Source organism: Christiangramia aquimixticola, from assembly GCF_048285835.1.
GTDB lineage: Bacteria > Bacteroidota > Bacteroidia > Flavobacteriales > Flavobacteriaceae > Christiangramia > Christiangramia aquimixticola.
Window position 1 is genome coordinate 1 of sequence record NZ_JBLVTL010000356.1, and the last position, 277, is coordinate 277.

At 45.5% G+C, this 277-nt stretch carries 1 protein-coding gene; it reads left to right on the top strand.

Features of this window, described 5'->3' with window-relative positions; translation table 11 throughout:
• The coding region (locus ACNKXV_RS14805) for a Gfo/Idh/MocA family protein (protein ID WP_417908459.1) at positions 1-277 on the top strand (277 nt) is incomplete at both ends.

Sequence of the window (277 nt, forward strand, 5' to 3'; positions counted from 1 at the left end):
GGTGAGATACGAACGGTTCATATCAACCTCAAGCAAGTCTTAGAGCCTGAAATCATTGCCAAGTTGGAAAACAATTGGAGAATTAATCCCGAAATAGCCGGCGGAGGGTATTTCTTCGATCTCGCCTCGCATCAACTGGACTTGTTGGATTTCTTTTTTGGGAAAATCATCCATGCCAGCGGCTTTTCTTCCAATCAGGCCCAAGCGTACCCTGCAGAAGACATTGTGGTGGGAAGTTTTGTATTTGAAAACGGAGTCTTGGGCACAGGAAATTGGT